This window comes from Streptomyces sp. WM6372 (assembly GCF_001279655.1).
Lineage (GTDB): Bacteria > Actinomycetota > Actinomycetes > Streptomycetales > Streptomycetaceae > Streptomyces.
Window position 1 is genome coordinate 22,830 of sequence record NZ_LGDB01000192.1, and the last position, 20,128, is coordinate 42,957.

General features: G+C 73.8%; 17 protein-coding genes. 10 read left to right on the forward strand and 7 right to left on the reverse strand.

The window, feature by feature from the left end; all coding sequences use genetic code 11:
• Positions 1–30 precede the first annotated feature (30 nt).
• Positions 31–435 (forward strand): GntR family transcriptional regulator, encoded by a 405-nt coding sequence (locus ADK52_RS21910; RefSeq protein ID WP_053691544.1) that lies wholly within the window; start codon positions 31–33, stop codon positions 433–435.
• A 33-nt stretch (positions 436–468) separates the two neighbouring features.
• Here the strand turns inward: ADK52_RS21910 and ADK52_RS21915 are convergent, their stop codons facing one another.
• Positions 469–1,011 (reverse strand): FABP family protein, encoded by a 543-nt coding sequence (locus tag ADK52_RS21915; RefSeq protein ID WP_053691545.1) that lies wholly within the window; start codon positions 1,009–1,011, stop codon positions 469–471.
• A gap of 141 nt (positions 1,012–1,152) precedes the next feature.
• Entirely contained in the window at positions 1,153–2,253 is a 1,101-nt protein-coding gene (locus ADK52_RS21920; protein WP_053691577.1) for a DUF5925 domain-containing protein, read from the reverse strand.
• Between the two features lie 253 nt (positions 2,254–2,506).
• On the opposite strand from ADK52_RS21920, the gene ADK52_RS21925 reads away from it, so the two are divergent.
• On the forward strand, positions 2,507–3,310 hold the full coding sequence (locus ADK52_RS21925) for an SGNH/GDSL hydrolase family protein (RefSeq protein WP_053691578.1): 804 nt from the start codon (positions 2,507–2,509) through the stop codon (positions 3,308–3,310).
• A 74-nt stretch (positions 3,311–3,384) separates the two neighbouring features.
• Here ADK52_RS21925 and ADK52_RS21930 read toward each other — a convergent pair whose 3' ends face one another.
• A complete protein-coding gene (locus ADK52_RS21930) occupies positions 3,385–5,175 on the reverse strand; it encodes a serine/threonine-protein kinase (protein WP_063783904.1) in 1,791 nt (596 codons plus the stop codon).
• 315 nt (positions 5,176–5,490) lie between these two features.
• Between ADK52_RS21930 and ADK52_RS21935 the strand changes: the two genes are divergently transcribed.
• Positions 5,491–5,760, forward strand: a complete 270-nt coding sequence (locus ADK52_RS21935) for a hypothetical protein (protein ID WP_172671376.1) — start codon at positions 5,491–5,493, stop codon at positions 5,758–5,760.
• A 35-nt stretch (positions 5,761–5,795) separates the two neighbouring features.
• Here the strand turns inward: ADK52_RS21935 and ADK52_RS21940 are convergent, their stop codons facing one another.
• Positions 5,796–7,019 carry a CaiB/BaiF CoA transferase family protein gene (locus ADK52_RS21940; protein WP_053691546.1) on the reverse strand — a complete coding sequence of 408 codons (1,224 nt, stop codon included), beginning with the start codon at positions 7,017–7,019 and terminating at the stop codon, positions 5,796–5,798.
• Positions 7,020–7,167: 148 nt separating this feature from the next.
• Positions 7,168–8,295 carry a type ISP restriction/modification enzyme gene (locus ADK52_RS21945; RefSeq protein ID WP_234344127.1) on the reverse strand — a complete coding sequence of 376 codons (1,128 nt, stop codon included), beginning with the start codon at positions 8,293–8,295 and terminating at the stop codon, positions 7,168–7,170.
• Between the two features lie 194 nt (positions 8,296–8,489).
• Between ADK52_RS21945 and ADK52_RS43065 the strand changes: the two genes are divergently transcribed.
• Positions 8,490–8,654 (forward strand): hypothetical protein, encoded by a 165-nt coding sequence (locus ADK52_RS43065; protein ID WP_182508688.1) that lies wholly within the window; start codon positions 8,490–8,492, stop codon positions 8,652–8,654.
• Positions 8,655–8,681: 27 nt separating this feature from the next.
• Here ADK52_RS43065 and ADK52_RS21950 read toward each other — a convergent pair whose 3' ends face one another.
• The gene (locus ADK52_RS21950; protein ID WP_053691547.1) at positions 8,682–9,431 is read right to left on the reverse strand and encodes a GntR family transcriptional regulator; all 750 of its coding nucleotides are present in this window, start codon (positions 9,429–9,431) and stop codon (positions 8,682–8,684) included.
• An 82-nt stretch (positions 9,432–9,513) separates the two neighbouring features.
• Complete coding sequence (gene hmgA, locus ADK52_RS21955; protein ID WP_053691548.1) at positions 9,514–10,836, reverse strand: homogentisate 1,2-dioxygenase; 1,323 nt, start codon at positions 10,834–10,836, stop codon at positions 9,514–9,516.
• Between the two features lie 139 nt (positions 10,837–10,975).
• Here hmgA and ADK52_RS21960 point away from each other — a divergent pair, with 139 nt between their 5' ends.
• The 6 genes from ADK52_RS21960 to ADK52_RS21985 all read left to right on the forward strand — a co-directional run bounded on the left by ADK52_RS21960 (position 10,976) and on the right by ADK52_RS21985 (position 20,046).
• Positions 10,976–13,039 carry a right-handed parallel beta-helix repeat-containing protein gene (locus ADK52_RS21960; RefSeq protein ID WP_053691549.1) on the forward strand — a complete coding sequence of 688 codons (2,064 nt, stop codon included), beginning with the start codon at positions 10,976–10,978 and terminating at the stop codon, positions 13,037–13,039.
• 131 nt (positions 13,040–13,170) lie between these two features.
• On the forward strand, positions 13,171–13,974 hold the full coding sequence (locus tag ADK52_RS21965) for a cupredoxin domain-containing protein (RefSeq protein WP_234344129.1): 804 nt from the start codon (positions 13,171–13,173) through the stop codon (positions 13,972–13,974).
• Positions 13,975–14,127: 153 nt separating this feature from the next.
• Complete coding sequence (locus ADK52_RS21970; RefSeq protein ID WP_053691581.1) at positions 14,128–15,435, forward strand: hypothetical protein; 1,308 nt, start codon at positions 14,128–14,130, stop codon at positions 15,433–15,435.
• A gap of 35 nt (positions 15,436–15,470) precedes the next feature.
• Entirely contained in the window at positions 15,471–16,091 is a 621-nt protein-coding gene (locus ADK52_RS21975; RefSeq protein WP_053691582.1) for a TetR/AcrR family transcriptional regulator, read from the forward strand.
• 111 nt (positions 16,092–16,202) lie between these two features.
• The gene (locus ADK52_RS21980) at positions 16,203–18,482 is read left to right on the forward strand and encodes a molybdopterin-dependent oxidoreductase (protein ID WP_053691550.1); all 2,280 of its coding nucleotides are present in this window, start codon (positions 16,203–16,205) and stop codon (positions 18,480–18,482) included.
• Positions 18,483–18,555: 73 nt separating this feature from the next.
• Entirely contained in the window at positions 18,556–20,046 is a 1,491-nt protein-coding gene (locus ADK52_RS21985) for a CitMHS family transporter (RefSeq protein WP_053691551.1), read from the forward strand.
• Positions 20,047–20,128 lie beyond the last annotated feature (82 nt).

A 20,128-nucleotide genomic window follows, 5' to 3' on the forward strand; every position in this document is an offset into this window, starting at 1 on the left:
CGGGGCGAATGCCTCCGAATTTCCCGGCGGATGGGGGAGAATCGCCGGGTGACCTCGACGAACCTGAAGATCCGGATCGACGGCGCGGCCGGTGCGCCGGCCCCGTACGAGCAGCTGCGCGCGCGGATCGCGCAGGCGGCGCACTCGGGGGAGCTGCCGGTCGGGTACAAGCTGCCGACGGTGCGCGGGCTCGCCGAGGAGCTGGGGCTGGCGGCGAACACGGTCGCGAAGGCCTACCGGGCCCTGGAGGGCGACGGGGTGATCGAGACCCGCGGCCGGAACGGAACCTTCGTCGCGGCGGCCGGCGACGGGGCCGCCCGCGAGGCGGCCACCGCCGCGCAGGCCTACGCGGAGCGCGCGAAGCGGCTGGGCCTGAGCTTCGACGAGGCGACGGCGGCCGCCCTCGACGCCCTGCGCGCCCGCTACGGCAACTGACGGACCCCTGGGCCCTGACGGACCCCTGGTCCTTCAGCCCTTGTACGGGAGCAGCTGCGCCCGGAGGTGGTGTCGCAGGGGCTCGCCCATCGCCGCCATGTCCTGCTCGATCGTCAGTTCCCCGTCGCCGAAGGCGTACCGGCGCCGCATGGCGGTGACCTCCTTGGCCTTGGGGGTGAGGGCAACGGTGTCGGTGGCGATCTCGATCTCCGTCCCGGACACGCGGCCGACGTACGTCTCCACGATGCCGGTCGGGTGCGCGAGGACGACCTCCAGGGAGGCGTCGGGCAGGATCCGCCACCACCCGGACTCCCGTCCCGAGGGGCGCAGGGCGGTGCCGGACTCGTCGATCAGCCAGGCCCGCGACTCATAGCGCAGGAACGGCCGGCCGTCGTGGCTGAAGGTGATCTCCTGCTCGTACCGGAACCCCTGCTCCAGGGTCGGGTATGCGCCGCGTCCCCGGCCGTGCCAGCGCCCGAGGAGGGACAGCACCGGCCGCAGCTGCGGGTGCGGCTCGGGGCCCTCGCCGAGGACGTGGCTGTCGGGGTACGGATTCTCCTGCGCCGGCTCGGGCACGTGCACTCTCCTGCTCGGTGGTGTCCCCGGGCGCTTCGGCCGGGTCCGGGGGCGGCCTGGACCCGGGGGCGGGCGGTCCGGGGCCCATTGTCCTCGGCGCGCGGGTACGGCCCGTGCGCACCCCGCCCGGCGGAGCCGGTCCTACAGGTAGAGGCCCGGCTCCGCGCCGTGCTGGCCCTGCGGCGGCAGCAGCGACGCGGGGCCCGCGCCCCGCCGCAGCGCGAACAGTTCGGCCAGCGTGGCGCCCTCGCGCGACACCCCCTCGTCCGTGCCCAGCCAGTCCACCGCCTCGCCGTGCGTCAGCCGGCCGACCTCGATGCGGGCCAGGCAGCGGCCCGGCCGGACCACCGCCGGGTGGAGCCGCTCCAGGTCCTCGTTCGTGGTCACGCCGACCAGTACGTTGCGGCCCTGGCCCAGCAGCCCGTCCGTCAGGTTCAGCAGCCGCGACAGTGCCTGGCCCGCCGTGTGCCGGGCCTCGCCGCGGATCAGCTCGTCGCAGTCCTCCAGCAACAGCAGCCGCCAGCGGCCCTTCGCCGTGCCCTCGTCCTCGCCGATCGCGATGTCCATGAGGTAGCCGACGTCGTTGAACAGCCGCTCCGGGTCCAGGACGCAGTCCACCTGGCACCAGTCCCGCCACGACCGGGCCAGCGTCCGCAGCGCGGAGGTCTTGCCCGTGCCCGGCGGGCCGTGCAGCAGGAGCAGCCGGCCCGCGATGTCGTCCGGGGTCACCTTCATCAGCCGGTCCATCGCCCCGGCCACCGGCGCCGTGTAGTTGGGCCGCACCTCCGCCCAGGTCCCGGCCGCGATCTGGCGGGTCGTCCGGTACGGGCCGCGGCGCGGGGAGACGTACCAGAACCCCATCGTGACGTTCTCCGGCTGCGGTTCGGGCTCGTCCTGCACCCCCTCCGTGGCCCCGCCGAGGACGCTGGCGGCGAGTTCGTCGCTGACCGCCGTCACCGTCACGTCCGCGCCGCGGCTCCAGCGGGAGACGAGCATCGTCCAGCCCTCGCCCTCGGCGAGCGTGGCGCTGCGGTCGGAGTCGCGCGCGGAGCGCAGCACGGTGGCCTCGGGCGGCAGCAGGGTCGCCTCCGCCTTCACCCGCTCGATCGTGACGCTGTGCGAGTACGGCTGCTCGCCGGACGCGAACCGGCCAAGGAACAGCGCGTCCACGACGTCAGACGGTGAATCGCTGTCGTCGACGTTGAGCCGGATCGGCAGCGCGTCATGCGGGTTGGCTGGCATGGCGCCCATGATCCGGCACGAAGTGGCCTCGTGCACCCGTGTTTCGCCGGATCGGGTGCCCAAGTTCCCTCTTCAAACGCACCGGTGGTGAAGATTCGGCTCGCAACTCCGCGCCGAAAATTCTTGGCATGAACACTTCCGGCCATGCCCGGCTCCCAGTACCACGGACTCAGGAGTAACTCCCGAGTAACCCCCGAGTAACCCCCGAGTAACCCCCGTGTACCTCCCCCCACAAGGAGCCGCACACATGAGCATGAAGATGTCGCGCTTCGCCGCCCTGACCTCATCCCTGTTACTCGCCGCGGGCGCCGCCCTGTTCGGCGCGGGACAGGCGGCCGCCGCCACGGCCGACTTCGGCTACGTCGCCCTCGGCGACTCGTACTCCTCCGGCGTCGGCGCCGGCAACTACGACAGCGGGAGCGGCAACTGCAAACGCACCACCCGCGCCTACCCGGCCCTGTGGGCCGCCGCCCACGCCCCGCAGACCTTCTCCTTCGCGGCCTGCTCCGGCGCCCGTACGGGTGACGTCCTCTCCGGCCAGCTCTCCCCGCTGAACTCCGGAACCGACCTGGTCAGCATCACCATCGGCGGCAACGACGCCGGATTCTCCGACGTCATGACGACCTGTGTGCTCCAGTCCGAGTCCACCTGCGTCAGCCGCGTCAACCAGGCGAAGGCGTACGTCGACTCCACCCTCCCCGGCCAGCTCGACCAGGTCTACGACGCCATCCACGGCCGGGCGCCCGGGGCCCACGTCGTCGTCCTCGGCTATCCCCGCTTCTACAAGCTGAACGGCACCTGCGCCACCGGGCTCACGGAAGGCGAGCGCTCCGCCATCAACGGTGCGGCCGACTACCTGAACGCCGCCATCGCCAAACGCGCCGCCAACCACGGGTTCACCTTCGCCTCGGTGGCCGGCGCCTTCACCGGCCACGAGATCTGCTCCGGCGACGCGTGGCTGCACAGCGTCAACTGGCTCAACATCGGCGAGTCGTACCACCCCACCGCCGCCGGACAGTCCGGTGGCTACCTGCCCGTGTTCACCAGCGCCGCCTGATCGGGGCCGCCGCGGCGGCTACGAAGCGGTGGCCACGAAGCGGTGGCCACGAAGCGGTGGCCACGAAGCGGCGCCTACGAAGCGGCGGCCTCCGGGCCGGCCGCTTCCGGGGCCGGATCCTGCGCCTCCGGCGTCTCGGGTCCCGCGGACACCGGCCCTGCGGTCACCGGCCCCGCCGAGACCGGGGCCGGGGCCGGCGTACCGCTCGCACCGGGGGAGGGGGAGGGCCCGCCCGTCGGGGGCTCCCCCTCCCCTTCCGTCTCGCAGGTCACGGAGAACTCCACCCACTCCGAGGCGGTCGGCGCCTCCCCCCGTACCTCCAGCCGGACCGCGTCCGTGAAGGTCGCGCTCGGGTAGTACGTGAGCTCGGTGTGGTCCAGCTGCCGGCTCCGGGGGCCGTCCGCCTCGTACGTGACGGACTGCCAGCCGGGGCCGGTGGTGACCCCGCTGCGCGTCGCCCAGCGGTACTCCAGCACGGCGGGCGTACGGTCCGCGTCGACCGTCGCCGTGAAGGCCGGCGCCTGGTCGGCGGGCGGCGGACACGTCCCGCGGTAGTCGTCCCGTACGGCGCGCACCGCCACGGCGAACCGCGCCGCGGGCGCGGCCGACGGCGAAGCGGACGGCGAGGGCGAAGGGGACGGGGACGGGGCCCCGGACGGCGACCGCGCCCCGGACGCGCTCGCGGACGGGGCCGACGAGGTGGCCGGGGCCGTCGTGCCGGTGCCCCCGCTTCCGCCCGGTTCCTCGCGGTCCTTGAGCAGCAGCCACCCCAGGGCGGCGACCGCCAGCAGCAGCACCACGATCCCGGCGGTCAGCACCGCCCCGGCCCGCCCCTCGCGCGGCGGCGCCCCGCCCCCGGGCCAGGGCCCGGGCCCCGCCGGACCGGGCACCGGAGAAGGCGCCGGCCCCGGCACGGGCATCGGCATCGGCATCGGCGGGGTCGGCCCGTCCTGGCGGTCGTGCCGGTGGTGCGCCGTGGCCGTCGGGGAGTCCGGGCCCGACACCGCCCCGCCGGAGCCCCGCAGGATCCCGCCCGCCCCGACGATCCGCAGCATCCGCGCCACCTCCGCCGCGGGCAGCCGCTCCTGCGGATCCTTGCGCAGCAGCCCCTCCAGTACGGGCGTCAGCGGACCGGCCCGGTGCGGCGGCGGCAGCTCGTCGTCCACCACCGCCCGCAGCGTGGACAGCGGGGTGTCGTGGCGGAAGGGCGAGACCCCCTCGACGGCGGCGTACAGCAACACCCCGAGCGACCACAGGTCCGACTCGGGCCCCGGTTCACGCCCGAGTGCCCGCTCCGGCGCGAGGTACTCGGGGGAGCCCAGCACCTCGCCCGTCATCGTGATCGAGGAGGAGCCCTCCAGGCTGGCGATCCCGAAATCGCTCAGCACCACCCGGCCGTCGTTGGCCACCAGCACGTTGGAGGGTTTGACGTCCCGGTGCAGCACCCCGGCCTCGTGCGCCGAGCGCAGCGCGGCCAGCACCTGTTCCCCGAAGTGCGCGGCCCGCTGCGGGGTGAGCGGTCCGTCGGCCTCCAGCACGTCGGCCAGCGAGAGTCCGTGCACGAGCTCCATCACGATCCAGGGCCGGCCGTCGTAGCTGGCCACGTCGTAGACCGTGACGACCCCGCGGTGCGAGACCCGGGCCGCCGCCCAGGCCTCCCGTTCCAGCCGCCGGTACATCCGCCCGATCTCGGCGCCGTCCAGTCCGGCCGGGGCCCGGACCTCCTTGACGGCCACCTCGCGGCCGAGCACCTCGTCGCGGGCCCGCCACACGATGCCCATGCCGCCCCGGCCCAGCTGGTCGAGGAGCAGGTACCGGCCCGAGATGACACGGCCTGCGGCGGATTCCCCGCCCGGTTCACCCATGTTGTCACTCACGCGAGCCCCCAGGCGTGTCCGTGTGTCGGCGGGCGGTCACTCCAAGTTAGCGCAGCGGACGCGATGTGGGCCCGCTCCGGGGCGGGACGCGCGCGCGGAGCTGCCGAAGGGCCCATCGGGGCCGGGGAAGGGTTCCCGGAGCGCCCCGCTCCCTGCGGAGAGTGACGGCCGACTCCGCTGAGTAACCGTCAACTCCCCGTCCCCATAGGGGTAATTCACACCACCGGGATACCCGAGCACGACGCGGGGGCGATAGGGTTACCCTGCCCGGGCCGGGTGCCCTCGTACGGGTGGGGAGAGATCATGGAACAGATAGCAATGCGCAGCAGGCCGCCTCGCGTGCCTGCCATCACCTGCGGCAGCAGTGCGACCAGCTCGCGCCTCGACCGCCACCTCGCCGTGCTGGGCGGACCCGCCGTCCCTCACCGCGAGGCCGCCGAAGCGACGCTGCTGATGCGCGAACTGACGTCCCGCGACCACACGCACCGCCTGCGGAGCCGGAGCGCGCGCGTCTCGCTCTTCGCGCCGCTGCGCCGTCTGCGTCGCACGCTCTTCGGCAGCCGCCGCTCGTAACAACGTCCCCGACCGTCATTGGTTTCGCCCCGGCCCTACGCAACCACACCATCCCGGCGCAGTGTCGTGATCTGCGCGCCCGTCATCCCCAGGGCGCGCAGCAGGGCCTCGGTGTGTTCGCCGAGCACGGGTACCGCACCCATGTGCGGTTCCGCGCCTCCCGGCAGTCCGATCGGTGGCAGCAGTGCCCGCAGCGGACCGGCCGGTGATCCCACCTCGCGCCAGCGGTCCCGCGCCGCCAGCTGAGGGTGCTGCGCCAGCCGGGCCACCGAGTTCAGCCGCGCGCAGGCGATGCCCGCCGCCTCCAGCCGCCCGATCGCCTCGTCCGCGCCCAGCCCGGCCAGCGCCTCGGCGACCACCGCGTCGGTCTTCTCCCGGCCCCGGGTGCGCGCCGCGTTCGTCGCGTATGCCGGATCCTCGGCCAACTCCGGTCGCTCCAAAACCTGTTCGGCGAGCCGCCGCCACTCGCGGTCGTTCTGCACCGACAGCAGCACCCGGTCCCCGTCCGCCGTCGGGTACGCGTCGTACGGGGCGATGACGGCGTGCGCGAGGCCCGTGCGTACGGGCTGCTCCCCGCCGTGCATGGTGTGGTGCAGCGGATGGCCCATCCACTCGGCCAGCGCGTCGAGCATCGAGACCTCGACCCGGCCCCCGCGCCCGGTGGTCCCGCGGCGCAGCAGGGCCGCCAGGACCCCGGAGAAGGCGTACATGGCCGCCGCGATGTCGGCGGCCGGGATGCCCGCCTTGACGGGCTGCTCGGGGGTGCCGGTCACCGAGACCAGCCCCGCCTCGCACTGCACGAGCATGTCGTAGGCGCGCTTGTGGGCGTACGGGCCCTCGGCCCCGTAGCCGGAGATGTCGACGGCGACGAGCCGCGGGTACCGCGCGCACAGCGCGGCCGAGTCGAGCCCGAGCCGGGCGGCGGCCCCCTGCGCGAGGTTCTGGACGAACACGTCGGCCCCGTCGAGCAGCCCGTGCAGGACCTCCAGGCCGCGCGGGTCCTTCAGGTCGAGCGCGATCGACTCCTTGCCGCGGTTGGCCCAGACGAAATGCGAGGCCAGTCCGTGGGCGGCGGTGTCGTAGGCGCGCGCGAAGTCGCCGCCGTCGGGCCGCTCGACCTTGATCACCCGGGCTCCGAGGTCGGCGAGCTGGCGGGTGGCGAAGGGGGCCGAGACGGCCTGTTCGACGGCGACGACGGTGACGCCGTCGAGGGGCGGCGGTTCCACGGGGCGTGCGGGTGCGGGTGAGTCGGCTGTCATGACAGCCTGCCTACCTGCTCGGACCCCCGTCTGTCACCAGGCAGAACGCCGACATCGCCGGTTGTGCGCGGTTCGGCCGCCCATGGCGCCGGTCCGGGCCGTCTCCCGATCCCGCCGCACCGGGCGGTCCGGTCCCGTGCTCCGTCCGTCAGAGCAGGGCGAACTGGCCGCCCGGGCCCTCCTCGTGGTGGTCGAGCACCGAGGCCGGGCGCCGGGACCAGCGCGGCGGAGGCAGCACCCCGGCCGCCGCCAGCTCGGCGGCGGGCAGCGGCGGCCCGGCGGTGAACGCCGCCCGCTCCGGGGCCAGATCGGCCAGCAGCGCCAGGGTGGTCACCAGGGCCGGCAGTTCCGAGGTCCAGGCCTGCGGCCACTCGGCCGGACCGAGCGCCTCCAGCCCGTCGGCCCCGGGATCGCGGTGGGCGGTGCGGGCGGCGAACCAGGCCTCCAGTACCCGGGTGCCGCCCTGGACCTCGTACTCCCAGGCGCCCGGCGGCACGGGGGAGACCGTCCCGGTCCCGAGGCTCAGGGTCTCGGTCTCCGGGTCGTACGCGAGCCCGTCCGGCCAGGCCTGGACCGCCGAGCGGACGTACGGGCGCCGCCCGCCCGGCAGCCGGGGCGGCTCGGCGCCGGGCCCGCCGCGCAGCTGGACGGTGAGCAGCCGGTGCCCCAGCTCCAGCCCGGCCCGCCAGCGGCCGGGGTCGCCGGTCAGCGGGACCTCGTACCCCCGGGGGCCGGGGCGGCCCGCGGCGAGGATCCAGCAGAGCACGTCCTGCGGGGTGACCCAGCCGCCGTAGCGCTCGCCCAGCAGTGGCAGCAGGCCCGGCGCGAGATTGGGCTCGGCGCCGCCGGGGCGCCGGTGCAGGGGGCGGATCCGGCCCAGCCGGCCGGCCGGGAGGTGCGCGGTGACCAGCAGCTCCGGGGTCTCCACGGCGAAGAGCTGGTGCTCGTCCAGGACCCGCCACAGCTCCGGCCGGGCCAGGTCGATGAGCCGCTGGTCGGGCAGCAGCCACTGCTCGTCGAAGGGGTCGCGCAGCACCCGCAGGGGCTCCGGGCAGGGGCCCGGCGCGTCGGCGAAACGGGCGGTCGACGGCGAGCGCCGGCCGGGCAGGGCCGCGGCGCCGGTGGTGGGCGTACGGCTGCGGGTCGGGCGGAACAGCCGCTCCCGCTCGGTGCCTTCGGCGCCGGTCAGAGCCGCCCAGCGGGCGCGCAGGGCCGCCGGGTCGGGGGCCGCCACCCAGGCCCGGCCCAGGCGCAGGCCGCCCACGGCCCAGGGCATCAGATCGTCCAGCAGCGGTACGTCTTCGCTCACCCGGCAGATGGTAGCGACGGGAGGCGGCGGCCGGGGGCGCGGGCGGGGCATGGGCGGGGGCGTGTGCAGGGGCGCGTGCGGGGGGTGGCCGGGCTGGGTGCGGGCCGAAGAGCTACGCTCCCTATATACGGATATGTTCCGATGTCGAGGAGGAGGCGCACATGAGTCATTACGACGAGTACACGACTCCGTCGCAGGCCGAGGGCGAGCGGCTCGACGAGGACATGGACGAGAAGGAGAAGCTGCAGCACCACCACCCCGACACGATGCGGACCACGCCGTCGCAGGCGGAGGGGGAGCGCAGCACGGACGACGACGGGAAGTGACCCCCGCGGGGTGTGGCGGCCCGGCCGTCAGGTGGCGTCGACCGTCACCGTGAACGAGAACCGGTCACCCCGATACCGGATCCGCGCCACGTCCACGACCCGCCCGTCCTCGTCGTACGTCACACCCGTGTAGTGCAGGATCGGGCTGAGCAGCGGTACCCGGAGCAGCTCGGCCGTCTCCGGGTCGGCGAGCCGCGCCTCGACCGTGTCCGTGATCCGGCTGATCTTCACGCCCACCACGTCGCGCAGCACCTTGGTCATCGGCCAGCGCGCCAGATCGGCCAGGTCCACGGCTTCCGCGACCTCCGGCCGGACCGCGTTCTCCGCCCAGTTCGTCGGCTCGCCGCTCTCCCCGTCGTGGCGGAGCCGGCGGTACGTGACCACCTCGGCCGTGTCCGGGAAGTGCTCCATCAGCTCCCCGGACACGGCCGTCCGCGCGTGGCCGAGAATCGTCGTACGGTCGCCCGACTGCTGCGCCACGATCGCGTCGACCGATCCCAGCAGCCGTACCGGCGCCCCGCGCCGCGCACCCGGCTCGATGAACGTGCCGCGCCGCCGGTGCCGGCTGATCAGCCCCTCGCCCTCCAGCTCCTTGAGCGCCTGGCGCATGGTCAGCACGCTCACCCCGTAGTGCTCGGCGAGCTGCTCCTCGGTGGGCAGGCGCAGCGAGGCGTCCGGGGTGCGCCCCAGTATCGAGGCGCGCAGCGACTGTGACACCTGGTACCAGAGCGGTAGCTTCCGGTTGAGCACCAGCGAGTCGGGGGCGAAGGCGGTCACGGGTGGTTCTCCGTACGGACGGGGCGTGGCGCACGTGGTGCGTGGCACGTGACGCGCAGCGCGTGGGGCGCGCGTAGCGATATTAGGCGCGGAAGTGGCGCTGGAGCCCCTGCCAGACGTCGTCGTATCCGCGCTGGAGGTGATCGGCGCCGGCCGCCTGGGTGGTGGCGGTGATCGGCCAGCGGGTCTCGAACATGAAGGCCAGGCCGTCGTCGATCTTCTGCGGCTTCAGCTCGGCGGCGCTCGCCTTGTCGAAGGTCTCCCGGTCCGGTCCGTGCGCCGACATCATGTTGTGCAGCGATCCGCCACCGGGGACGAAGCCCTCCGCCTTGGCGTCGTAGGCGCCCTCGATCAGGCCCATGTACTCGCTCATGACGTTGCGGTGGAAGTACGGCGGGCGGAAGGTGTCCTCGCCGACCAGCCAGCGCGGGGCGAAGACCACGAAGTCCACGCCCGCGAGGCCCGGGGTGTCGGAGGGCGAGGTCAGCACGGTGAAGATCGACGGGTCCGGGTGGTCGTAGCTGATGGAGCCCAGGACGTTGAAACGGCGCAGGTCGTACACGTACGGGGTGTGCGTTCCGTACCAGGCGACCACGTCGAGCGGGGAGTGGTCGTAGGTGGCGGACCAGAGGTTTCCGCAGAACTTGTTGACGACCTCGGTCGGGCGCTCGACGTCCTCGTACGCGGCCACCGGGGCCCGGAAGTCACGCGCGGCGGCGAGGCCGTTTGCGCCGATCGGGCCGAGGTCCGGGAGCTCGAAGGGGCGGCCGTAGTTCTCGCAGACGTACCCGCGGGCGTCCTCGTCCAGGAGCTCCACGCGGAAGCGCACGCCGCGCGGGATCAGGGCCACCTCGCCGGGGCCGGCGCTGAGCAGGCCCAGTTCGGTGCGCAGCAGCAGGCCGCCGCGCTCGGGGACGATCAGCAGCTCGCCGTCGGAGTCGCTGAACACCCGGTCGGTCATGGAGGCGTTGGCACAGTAGAGGTGGATGGCCATGCCGGTGCGCTGGGTGGCGTCGCCGTTGCCGCCGAGGGTCCACAGGCCCGCCAGGAAGTCGGTGCCGGGGGCCGCGTCGGGGAGCGGGTTCCAGCGGAGCCGGTTGGGGTCCGCCGGGGCCTCGGTGAAGGGCGCGGAGCGCAGGGCGCCGTTGTCGACCCGGGTGAAGGGCGGGTGGGCGGCCGAGGGGCGGATCCGGTAGAGCCAGGAGCGGCGGTTGTGCCTGCGGGGCTCGGTGAAGGCGCTGCCGCTGAGCTGCTCCGCGTACAGGCCGAGGGGGGCGCGCTGGGGCGAGTTGCGGCCGGGCGGCAGGGCGCCGGGGACGGCCTCCGAGCTGTGCTCGTTGCCGAAGCCGGTGAGGTACTCCAGTGCCCCGGCCGTCTTCCGGGCCTGCTCGGCCTGCTCGCTCATGGGTGCTCCCGCTCTGTCACAGTCGAAGGAATCCTATGGTCGACAGTAGGATTCAGCGGCCCGCGCGTCAATGGCGGCCCCGATTCCGCGGTGCCGCGGGGGGTCCCGAAAAGGTGAACATTGCTCTACTCTCACGCGCATGTCGTGGACCCGCAGGTTCCCTGCCGTGCCGGCGGCGCTCCTCGCCGCCCTCCTCGCGCTCCTGTCCCTCTTCGCCGCCGCGCCCGCCGCCCGCGCGCACGAGGAGCGCCCCGTGACCCTGCCGGACGGCTCCGGGTCCGTGCCCCGGTACCGGCAGACCGAGCCCGACCTGGTCGTCTGCAAGACCGACCGGCCCGCCTTCGAACGCCGGATATCCGCCTTCCCGGACGAGCTCAGGCTGCGCAACCTCGCCCTGTACGAGCGGTGCGAGAAGAGCGGCTACCGGCACCTCCAGGAAGCCGTCGACGCCGTGGACCGGCCCGGCATGAACATCGCGGTCCTCCCCGGCCTGTACGAGGAGGAGCCCTCGCTGCCGAAGCCGACGGGGGAGTGCGCCGCGCTCAAGGCCCCCAACTCCTCGCTCGGCTACCAGATCCTCACGTACGAACAGCAGGTGCAGTGCCGGCACAACCAGAACCTCGTCGCGATCCTCGGCAAGACGGACCTGCAGATCGAGGGCACGGGCGCGAACCGGCAGGACGTCGTCATCGACGCCAAGTACCAGAAGCTGAACGCCATCCGCGCCGACAAATCGAACGGCATCTACTTCCGCAACTTCACCGCGCAGCGGACTACCTTCAACTCGCTGTACGTGCTCGCGGGCGACGGGTTCGTCATCGACGACGTCCTGACCCGGTGGAACGACGAGTACGGCTTCCTGACCTTCGCCAGCGACCACGGGCTGTACAAGAACTGCGAGTCGTACGGGAACGGCGACTCCGGCATCTACCCGGGCAGCGCCTCGAACATCAACGACGGGCGCGGCTACGAGGTCCCGCGCTACTCCATCGAGATCACCGGCTGCCACAGCCACCACAACATGGTCGGCTACTCCGGCACCGCGGGGGACTCGGTCTGGGTCCACGACAACGAGTTCGACCAGAACATGGGCGGCGCCTCGATGGACAGCGCCTTCCCCGGCCACCCCGGACTCCCGCAGAACCACGCCAAGTTCGAGCGGAACCTGATCCACGACAACAACGCCGACTACTACGGGTACGTCGCCGACGGCACCTGCGCCAAGCCGCCGATCGAGCGGGGCTACGAGCAGGGGGTGGTCTGCCCGCAGATCTCCATGCCGCCGGGCACCGGGATCATCACCGCGGGCGGCAACTGGAACGTGTACGAGAACAACTGGGTGTACGGGCACCGGCGCGCGGGCTTCTTCCTCTCGGCGGTCCCGGCGTTCATCCGGGGCGAGGAGGCGTGGTCGAAGCAGGCGGACACCTCCCACCACAACCGGTACGCCGCCAACGTCCTCGGCAAGGACAAGTCGGGGGCTTCGCGCCCCAACGGCATGGACGTGTGGTGGGACGGCCAGGGCAGCGGGAACTGCTGGCAGAGCGGACCCGACGGCTCCACCCCGGGCACGCTCCCGCACTGCGGCGACCGGCGCGGCGAGGTGTCCGGCGCCTCCTCCCGGCTGGTCGGCGAACCGGTGAAGCTCGCCCAGCTCCTCGTCTGCGCCGACTACAGCGTGCAGGCGCGCAAGCTTCCGGCCGGCTGCGACTGGTACGGCGCGCGGGGCATGGAGCGGGTGGAGACCCAGATCGCGCTGGCGGTGGCGGCGGTCCTGCTCCTCGTCGGCGGGGTGCTGTGGTGGCGCCGCCTGCGCGGGTCCCGACTGGGCACGGCGGCCTCGCTGCTGGGCCTGGCCGGGCTGGCCCTGGACGTGGCCGGCTCCACGATGCCGCTCGTGGACACCGCCGTGCCGGCCCTGGCCCTGCTCCTGCTGGGCCTGTGGTGGACGGGCGCGGGCCTCGCCCTGCGGCCCACCCGCCCCTGGCTGGCGCGGCTGACCCTGCTCCTGGCGGCCCTCACCCTCCTCGACGCCTTCGACAAGGCCGTCCTGATGATCCCCGGGATCCCCGTCGGCCCCTCCTGGCTCCGGGCCCTGGTCCTGATCCCGTGGACCCTCTGGGCCACCATCGCCGCCTCCCGCCCGGTCGGCGGCGCCCCGGCCCCGGCCCCGGCCCGCCCGGCCGAAGGAGGAGCACAGTGAGCGACGACCGGGCCGCAGGCCCCATCGGGTGCGACGGCTGCGGGACACCGCCCCTCGGGGCGCGGACTCGGCGCGGCGCCCGAAGCGCGGCCCTGCTCGCGCTCGTCCTCCTCCTCGTGGGAGGCGCGGCCATGGGCTGCGGCGGGCGGGCCACCACCCACCACAAGCCCGGCACCAGCCACGAGCAGGCCACCGGCGGCGCCGGCACGCTGCTCGACGCCCAGGACCCCACCGGCCACCGGCTCCGCGAGGTCCCGGCCGAGGGCGCGCCACAGGTCCAGCTCGCCGCCCGCCCCGACTCGGAGGACGGCTGGAACCTCCAGCTGACCGTGAAGAACTTCCGCTTCACGCCCGACAGCACCGGTGGGGCCGCCCTCCCGGGCGCCGGCCACGCCCACCTGGAGCTCGACGGCCGCAAACTGGCCCGGCTGTACGGCCCCTGGTTCCACCTGCCGGCGGCTCAGGTGCCCGAGGGCGCGCACACCCTGACCGTCCGCCTCTACGCCGACGACCACACCGCCTGGGCCGTCGCCGGCAAGGCCGTCGAGGGCACGCTGCAGCTCACCGCCCCCGCCGCCACCACCTCCGGCCAAGCCGGCCACGCCCACACCCCGCCGTCAACGCCCGCGTCACCGCCGCCTTCGCCGTCACCGTCGCCGTCGGAGGCGCCCGCCGACCGCACCGTCACCATCGCCGTCCGGGACGGCAAGGTCAGCCCGGCCCCCGGCCGCACCGAGCTGCGGCGCGGGGAACGCGTCGCCCTGCGCGTCACCAGCGACCGCGCGGACACCCTGCACGTCCACGGCTACGACAAGGAACTCGCCCTGCCGGCGGGCCAGGAGGCCACCCTGGTCCTGACGGCCGACCGTACGGGCCTCTTCGAGGTCGAGACCCACGAGTCCCGCCTCGTCCTGACCCAGCTCCTCGTCCGATGACCCCGCCCGGGAGCCGCCCCGCACCGTGCCCCGCGGGCGGACCGCGATGACCCCGCCCGGGCCCGGGCACGGCTCCGTCGCGGGCGGACCGCGGTGACCCCGGTCGGGCTCGGGCTCGTGCCCGTCGCGGGCGGTGGTGACGGGGGCCGGGGCGTGGTCGATCGCCCGGCCGGTCCGCTCACCACCCTCGCGCACGGGATCGGGTCCCAGCACGATCTGCCGATCTCTCCCTTCTACGCCTTCGCCGGTGCCTTCGCCGCACTGTTCGTCTCCTTCCTCGCGCTCGGCCTGCTCTGGTCCTCCTCCCGATTCCGCGGCGACCGGTCAGGCCTCGCCCTGCCCGCCGCCCTGGAACGGATCGCCGACGCGCCGGCCACCCGTACCGCCCTGCGCGGACTCGGCCTCGCCGCCGCCCTCGCCGTCCTCCTCTGCCTCCTCCTCGGTCCCGACGACCCCGCGCGCAACCCCGCCCCCGGCGCCGTCTACGTCCTCCTCTGGGTCGGCCTCGTCCCCGCCTCCCTCCTCCTGGGCCCCGTCTGGCGCCTGCTCAACCCGCTCCGCACCCTCCACCGCCTCTGCCGCCGGCTGCCCCGCGCCCGCCCGCGGCACGCACCCGCCCCCCTTCCCGCCCGCCTCGGCCAATGGCCCGCCGCCGCCGGACTGTTCGGCTTCACCTGGCTCGAACTCGCCGCTCCGGATCCCGCATCCACCACCACCCTCCTGACCGCCCTCGCCGTCTACACCGCCGTCCACCTCGCGCTCGCCGCCCGCTTCGGAGAGCGCTGGTTCGCCGACGCGGACGCCTTCGAGGCGTATTCCGCCCTCCTGGCCCGGCTCTCCCCCCTCGGCCGCCGCAGCGACGGCCGCCTGGTCCTGCGCAACCCCTTCCACGGACTCGACGCGACGCCCGAGCGGCCCGGACTCGTCGCCACCGTCTGCGTCCTGCTCGGCTCCACCGCCTACGACGGCTACTCCGACAACCCCTCCTGGATCAACACCCTCCAGACCTCCCCCCTCGGCCGCACCCCCACGGCCACGCTCGGACTGCTCGCTTCCGTCGCCCTCGTCGCCACCCTGTACTGCCTCTGCGCAGCGGCCACCCGCCTCGTCTGCGGCCCGCACCCGGGCCCGCTGACCGCCTTCGCGCACTCACTCGTGCCGATCGCGCTCGGCTATCTCGTCGCCCACTACTTCTCCCTCCTCGTCACCGAAGGACCACGCACAGTAATCATGGCACTCGGCACTGACAACGCCCCAGAACCCTTGCCACCACTGGGTCCAGGGGGTCTCGCCGCCCTCCAGGTCATCGCCGTCGTCGCCGGTCACGTACTCGGCGTGATCGCGGCCCACGACCGCTCCGTACGCCTCTTCCCGCCCGCCAGGGCCGTCGCCGGCCAGCTGCCGCTGCTCGCGCTCATGATCATTTACACGATCGGGGGCATCGGTCTCCTGCTGAACTGAGACCGCTGCTGAACAGAGGAGCCAGGAGCGGCATGATGGACCCCGTGCCCCCCGCCCACCCCCTGCGCCGGACGCCGATCCAGCAGCGCAGCGCCGACCGGCTCGCCCGGATCCTCGACGCCTGCGCCGAACTCCTGGACGAGACCGGGTACGAGAACCTCAGCACCCGGGCCGTCGCCTTGCGCGCCGGCGTGCCCATCGGCTCCGTCTACCGCTTCTTCGGCAACAAGCGGGCCATGTCCATCGCCCTCGCCCACCGCAACCTGGACCGGTACACCGACGCCATCGCGGACCGCCTCGCCGCGCTCCCGGCCGGCGACTGGCGGCCCGTCGTGGACGCCGTGCTCGACGAGTACCTTGCCATGAAGCGGACCGTCCCCGGTTTCGCGCTCGTCGACTTCGGGGTGCCCGCCCCGCCGGCCGAGGGTCCGGCCGCCGACCCGAACGGGCTGGTCGCCGTACGCCTCACCGAACTGCTCGGCGCGCACCTCGGCCTGACCCCGGACGCCACCCTGGAGCGGGCGGTCCTGGTCGCCGTAGAGGCCACGGACGCGCTGACGAAGCTGGCCTTCCGGGCCGACCCGGCCGGCGATCCCGCGATCGTGGCCGAAACCCGGGCGATGATGCACGCGTACCTGTCCCGCGTACTGGACTGACCCGCACGCGGCGGGGGCCGCCGCGAACCGGCCCCTCCCCACCGTGCCAACCGGTCGGTATGCTCGGCTCGCCCGCGTGTCCGTGTCGCGCCTGCCGCCCCTGGAGGGCCCATGCCCCGCACCGCCCTGCGCATCTGCCCCCTCTGCGAAGCCACCTGCGGCCTCACCCTCACCATCGAGGGCGCCGCCGTCACCGGCGCCCGCGGGGACCGCGAAGACGTCTTCAGCCGCGGCTTCATCTGCCCCAAGGGAGCGGCCTTCGGCGCGCTCGACGCCGACCCCGACCGCCTGCGCACCCCCCTCGTCCGCCGTGACGGGCGGCTCCAGGAGGCCACCTGGGAGGAGGCGTTCGAAGCCATCGCCGCCGCCGTCCCGGCCCTCGTGCAGGAGTACGGAGCCCAGTCCGTCGGCGTCGTCCTCGGCAACCCGAACGTGCACACCATGGCGGGCAACCTGTATCCGTCGCTGCTGCTCAAAGCCCTCGGCAGCCGCAACTTCTTCACCGCCAGCACCCTCGACCAGATGCCCAAGCACGTCTCCAGCGGGCTCCTCTTCGGCGACCCCTTCGCCATCCCGGTCCCCGACCTCGACCGCACCGACTTCCTGCTGCTCCTCGGTGCCAACCCGGTCGAGTCCAACGGCTCCCTGTGCACCGCCCCCGACTTCCCGGGCCGGCTCAAGGCGCTGCGCGCCCGCGGCGGCACCCTGGTCGTCGTCGACCCCCGCCGCACCCGCACCGCCAAGCTCGCCGACCTCCACCTCGCACCGCGTCCCGGCAGCGACGCCCTGCTGCTGGCCGCCCTCGCGCACACCCTCCTCGCGGAGCGGCTCGCGGCCCCCGGCGCCCTGGAGGAACGGACCGAGGGACTCGGGGAACTCGCCGAAGCCCTCGCGCGTTTCACTCCTGAGGCCGTCGCCCCCGCCTGCGACCTCACGGCCGCCGAGATCCGCGACCTCGCCCGCGCCCTGGCGGCCGCGCCCACCGCCGCCGTCTACGGGCGGATCGGCAGCTGCACCGTCGAGTACGGCACGCTCGCCAGCTGGCTGGTCGACGTGCTGAACATCCTCACCGGCAACCTCGACCGGCCCGGGGGAGTCCTCTTCCCGCTCCCGGCCGCCGGCCCGCGGCCGCGCCCCGCCGGGCCCGGCAAGGGCTTCGCCCTGGGCCGCTGGCACAGCCGGGTCAGCGGACACCCCGAGGCCAAGTCCGAACTCCCCATCGCCGCCCTGGCCGAGGAGATCGAGACGCCGGGGGAGGGGCGGATCCGGGCGCTGGTCGCCATCGCCGCCAACCCGGTGCTGTCGGCCCCCGACGGGCGGCGCCTCGACGCGGCCCTGGCCGGGCTCGACTTCATGGTCAGCATCGACCCGTACCTGAACGAGACCTCCCGCCACGCCCACGTCGTGCTGCCTCCGCCGCCGCCCTCGCAGAGCGCCCACCACGACTTCGCCTTCAACGGGTTCGCCATCCGCAACCAGGTGCGCTACAGCCGTCCCGCCGTCCCGCTGGAAGCGGGCCGGCTCGACGAGTGCGAGATCCATGCCCGCCTCGTCCTGGCCGTCTCCGGCCTGCACGGATCCGCCGACCCGTCCTCCGTCGACGAGACGGTCATCCGGGGCGCCCTCGCCAGGGAGACCGCCGACCCGAGCTCCCCGCTGCACGGGCAGGACCCGGCGCGCCTGGCCGGCCTGCTCACCGGGGAGAGCGGCCCCGAGCGGCGGCTCGACCTGATGCTCCGACTCGGGCCGTACGGGGACCGGTTCGGCGCCGGCTCCGCGCCCGAGGCGGGACCGGTCGAGGGCGGGGACGCGGGCGGGAGCGGTGGCGAGGGCCTCAGCCTGGAGCGGCTGCTCGCGCACCCGCACGGCATCGACCTGGGCCCGCTGCGGCCCCGGCTCCCGGGCGTGCTGAGGACGCGCAGCGGCAGGATCGAACTGCTCCCGGACCCGATCACGGCCGAGCTCCCCAGGCTGCGCGCGGCGCTCGCCGACCGCCCCGCCGGCCTGGTGCTCGTGGGCCGCCGCCACCTGCGGTCCAACAACAGCTGGTTGCACAACGTCCCGGCCCTCACCGGAGGTTCCAACCGCTGCACCCTCCAGGTGAATCCGCAGGACGCCGGGCGGCTCGGCCTCACCGAGGGAGGCCTGGCCCGGATCACCGCCGACGGCGGCAGCCTGGAAGTCCCCGTCGAGGTCACCGACACCGTCCGCACCGGCGTCGTGAGCCTCCCGCACGGCTGGGGCCACGACCGCGACGGGGCCCGGCTCTCCGTCGCCTCCGCCGCGCCCGGCGCCAACGTCAACCAGCTCCTCGACGGCTCCCGGCTCGACCGGCTGTCCGGTACCGCGGTGCTCAACGGCTTCCCCGTTGAACTGACACCCCTGCCCTGAGCTGGGGTTTTGCTCGTATTGCTCACACGCTGACGTCTTGTTGACGCAAGGAGGGGGCACCTACGTTCCCTGCATGCTGACCTTCCTCGGCTTCGCCATGATCGCCACCTTCCTGGTCCTGATCATGATGAAGAGAATCTCGCCCATCGCGGCGCTCGTCCTCATCCCCGCGCTGTTCTGCGTGTTCGCAGGAAAGAGCGCCCACCTCGGCGACTACGTCATCGACGGCGTCGGCAAACTCGCGCCGACCGCCGCCATGCTGATGTTCGCCATCGTCTACTTCGGCGTGATGATCGACGTCGGCCTCTTCGACCCGATCGTGCGCGGCATCCTGCGCTTCTGCAAGGCGGACCCGGTGCGGGTCGTGGTCGGCACCGCGGTCCTCGCCGCGATCGTCTCGCTCGACGGGGACGGCTCGACCACCTTCATGATCACCGTTTCGGCCATGTACCCGCTGTACAAGCGGCTCGGCCTCAGCCTGGTGGTCATGACGGGCGTCGCCGCCACCGCCAACGGCGTCATGAACACCCTGCCCTGGGGCGGCCCCACGGCCCGCGCCGCCACCGCCCTCAAGGTCGACGCCTCCGACATCTTCGTCCCGATGATCCCCGCCCTCGCGGTCGGCCTGCTGTTCGTGTTCGGCCTCGCGTACGTCCTCGGCCTCAAGGAACGCCGCCGGGTCGGGACGCTGGTCATGCCCGGGGAGACGGCGGAGCCCGCCCAGGAGCCCCTGCTGGTCGCCACCGCCGCCGCCACCGCCACCGCCACCTCCACGACCGGGTCCGCCACCGCCACGGGATCCGCCGACGCCAAGGCCGGGTCCGCGGCTCCGGCGAAGCCGTCCGTCCCCGCCTCCCGTACGGGGGGAGGCTCCGGCTCCGCCGACGAGTCCGCTTCCGACCCCGCCGCGCACGAGGACGGCTTCCAGGGCCTCGACCCCCACCGCGCGACCCTCCGCCCGCGCCTCTACTGGTTCAACGCCGGCCTCACCGTCGCCCTCCTCACCGCGATGATCACCGAGCTGCTCCCCATCCCGGTGCTCTTCCTCCTCGCCGCCGCCCTCGCCCTCACCGTCAACTTCCCGCACATGCCCGATCAGAAGGCCCGGATCGCCGCCCACGCCGACAACGTGCTGAACGTCGCCGGCATGGTCTTCGCCGCCGCCGTCTTCACCGGCGTCCTCAGCGGCACCGGCATGGTCAAGCACATGGCCGACTGGCTCGTCGGGGTCGTCCCCGAGGGCATGGGCCCGCACATGGCCCTGGTCACCGGCCTGCTCAGCCTGCCGCTCACCTACTTCATGTCCAACGACGGCTTCTACTTCGGCGTCCTGCCGGTCCTGGCCGAGGCCGGCGCCGCCCACGGGGTCTCGCCCCTGGAGATCGCCCGCGCCTCGCTGGTCGGTCAGGCCCTGCACATGTCCAGCCCGCTGGTTCCCGCCGTCTACGTCCTCGTCGGCATGGCCAAGGTCGAGTTCGGCGACCACACCCGCTTCACCGTGAAATGGGCGGCCCTGACCTCCCTCGTCGTCCTCGGGGCAGGGATGCTTTTCGGCATCATCTGACCCCGGGAGCACTGGCGGGCCGAAAACTACCGGCGGTAGTTTGTAGGGTGGTCGAACGAGGTCAGGTCTACGCGTCCACGCG